We start from the raw sequence: 3106 nt of genomic DNA on the forward strand, positions 1-3106 counted from the left end.
GTTCTGGCATACCACGTGGTTCCCGGCAAGGTAATGGCAGCCGACGTCAAGAACGGCAACGCGAAAACTGTCAACGGCGCCAATGTAGCGCTCTCCAAAGCCGGTGAATTCGTCACCGTCGAGGAAGCCATGGTCCAGACTGCAGACATCTCCGCCACCAATGGCGTCGTGCACATCGTGGACGCTGTCCTGATTCCGCCCTCCAAGTAAGCCCGCCATCACCTGAACGGGTCAAGCCTCAGGGCTTGACCCGTTTTTTTATTCAATTTATAGCGCTTTCGTGCTCTAGCCCAATTGCTACCTGCGCAAGCAGCTACTGTTTTCATAGCAACCATGCGAGCGGCAGCGACCGCGCCAGGGAGTATTTATGCCACTTCATACGCCTGTCTTGAGCCGCCGACGGCTACTGCAACGCGCCAGCCTGATCACAGCAGCCACCGCCATCGCAGGCCCCGCCTGGACACAGCCCGGCAAAAGCGCCTCGTCCAAAAGCATCGTGGTAGCCCAGCCCGTTGATTTTTCCCAGGCACAGCAGGACGTATCCAAGGATTTCCTGATCGGCTCACGCGCCGCCTGGCAGGACATCAACCTGCGCGGCGGCATCCGCGGCAGGCAGGTCCAGCACCTGGCACTGGAAACGGACGGCACCCCCGCGAGCCTGCGCGCAGCGCTGGACCCCGTCAGGGACAACCCCGCCTGCATGGTGCTTTCCGGCAGCGTCGGCGACCAGGTTGCCAGCCAGATCGTGGCGCTGTCCCGCCAGGGTGGGCTGGGCATCCCCCACGCCGCACCCTGGCTGCAGAACTCCAGCCTCGAGATCGACGACAAGACCTTTCCCATCTTCGCCGCGCGCCAGGAACAGATTGCCTATGCGCTCAAAAGCCTGTCAACCATGGGCCTCAAGGAACTCGGAGCGATTTACGCTACAGCGCAGGACCATGCCGCCTATCACACGGACGTCGAGCGGATTGCCCTGGACATGCAGCTGAACCTGCAGCCGTTCAAGGCAACAGGCGACCTGCGCGCGCTGGGCCAGAAACTCACACCCCGCACGCCCGCCGTACTGCTGTTTGTAGGCGGAACGCCGGAGCTCGCCGAATTCACCCAGGGCCTGGAAAAACAGTCCCGCCAGCGCTACATCGTGGCTTTGGCCGACGTGAACCTGCAAACCATGCTGCAGATGGGTGCGGGGCGCAACACACCCGTGATTGCGACCCAGCCGGTACCCCTGGTCAATGCCAGCCTTCCGGTGGTCAGAAGCTACCGTGAAACGCTCTCGCGCCTTTTTGACGAGCCGCCTACGCCCCTGAGCCTGGCGGGGTTCATCGCGGCGCGCTACACCTATGAGGTACTCAACGACGTCGACGGTCCCCTGACGCGCCAGAGCGTTCTGGCCGCCTTCCAGCGCCGCACCAGGTTCGATGTGGGCGGATTCAGCATCAGCTTTAACCTCCAGCGAAGAAGCGGCAGCTACGTCACGCAAAGCATGATGACGATTGACGGCCGATTGATAGGTTGACACCTGGATGTTGATGAGAGTCCCACGCGACAGTTATGTTGGGAGCTTAAACTCAGGCATGCAAAATGGAACGCTGCTCGCTGCTGTAGACCTCGGGTCCAACAGCTTTCGACTGGAAATAGGCCGCTTTGATGCCGGCCAGATTCACCGCACCGAATACCTCAAGGAAACCGTCCGCCAGGGCAACGGGCTGGACGCCGACCGCAACCTGACGCCGGAATCCATGCAGCGCGGCTGGGACTGCCTGGCACGTTTTGGCGAACGCCTGGCGGGGTTCAAGAAGCACCAGGTTCGCGCCGTCGCCACCCAGACCCTGCGCGAGGCACGCAACCGCGAGGACTTCCTTGCACGGGCCCACAAAATCCTGGGCTTTCCCATCGACGTCATCCCCGGCCGCGAGGAGGCCCGCCTGATTTACCAGGGCGTCGCTCACCTCTTGCCCCAGTCCGATGAACGCCGGCTGGTGGTGGACATTGGCGGGCGCTCGACCGAGATGATCCTCGGCAAGGGCCTGGACGCGCGCACGATGGAATCCTACCGTGTCGGCAGCGTCGCATGGTCCATGAAGTATTTCCCTGATGGGCAGTTCACCGCGCGCGCATTCCAGACAGCGGAAGTCGCCGCCAAGGCGGTGCTCGACGAAGCCGTCAACACTTACCGCGCCGGTACCTGGGACACGGCCTATGGCTCGTCCGGCACGATTGGTGCCGTCAGCGACGTGCTGACAGCCTCAGGTTGGCCTGCGGGCATGGTCACCCAGGAAGGCCTTGACTGGCTACTCGACCGGCTGCTCAAGGCGCAAAGTGTCGACCGGCTGAAACTCGACGGCATGAAGGACGACCGGCGTGCGGTCATAGGCGGCGGTGTCAGCGTGCTTCGGGCTGTGTTCGACCTGCTGGGTATCCAGCAGATGGAAGCCGCTCAGGGCGCGCTGCGCCACGGCGTGCTCTACGACCTGCTGGACCGTGAACAGGACCTGACCGATTTGCGCTCCACCACCGTGCAGCGGCTGGCGGGCAAGTTCGGCGCCGATACCGCGCAGGCGCAGCGGGTCAGCAAGGTTGCCAGGCATCTTTTTTCGATGTCCGCCAGCGGTATGCCCGGCGCCGAGCTGGAGCGCTTTCAGCGCAAGCTGGAATGGGCGGCCCAACTGCATGAAATCGGCAGCCAGATCTCACACAGCGACTATCACAAGCATGGCGCCTATATCCTGGACAACGCCGATGCACCCGGTTTTGCCTTGCCCGAGCTGCACCGCCTGAGCCTGCTGGTGCTGGGCCACCGCGGCAAGCTCCGCAAGCTGGAAGTCAATTTTGAAGACCGGGTGTTCATCCAGCAGCTGCTGTGCCTGCGCCTGGCGGTCATCCTGTGCCACGCCCGCCGCGACCCCGACCTCAAGGGCCTTCAGCTCGAAAGCAGCGCCGAGCCCGGAAAGATTTTTGTGCTGAACTGCCGCACCGGCTGGGCGCAGGCCTTTCCGCAGTCGGCCCATCTTCTGCAGGAAGAGGTGCTGGCCTGGCAAAAAACGCCGTGGACGCTGGTCATCCCGAACACCTGAGCGCTTTCCTTGGGCGTTTTCCCATAAAC

At 62.8% G+C, this 3106-nt stretch carries 3 protein-coding genes; all 3 read left to right on the plus strand.

Annotation, left to right across the window (positions count from 1 at the left end; genetic code table 11):
• A partial coding sequence (locus AC1D0Z_RS18550; protein WP_477659667.1) for a fasciclin domain-containing protein occupies positions 1-210 on the plus strand: 210 nt, incomplete at its 5' end.
• Positions 211-367: 157 nt separating this feature from the next.
• The gene (locus tag AC1D0Z_RS18555; RefSeq protein WP_477659668.1) at positions 368-1519 is read left to right on the plus strand and encodes an ABC transporter substrate-binding protein; all 1152 of its coding nucleotides are present in this window, start codon (positions 368-370) and stop codon (positions 1517-1519) included.
• Between the two features lie 58 nt (positions 1520-1577).
• Positions 1578-3077, plus strand: coding sequence for an exopolyphosphatase (ppx, locus tag AC1D0Z_RS18560; protein ID WP_477659669.1), 1500 nt, complete (start codon positions 1578-1580; stop codon positions 3075-3077).
• Positions 3078-3106 lie beyond the last annotated feature (29 nt).

Source organism: Polaromonas sp. P1_E3 (assembly GCF_056405935.1).

Bases quoted from the DNA above. Each gene is read 5' to 3' on its own strand.
- AC1D0Z_RS18555 (WP_477659668.1), top strand. From the start codon at position 368: ATGCCACTTCATACGCCTGTCTTGAGCCGCCGACGGCTACTGCAACGC.
- ppx (WP_477659669.1), top strand. From the start codon at position 1,578: ATGCAAAATGGAACGCTGCTCGCTGCTGTAGACCTCGGGTCCAACAGC.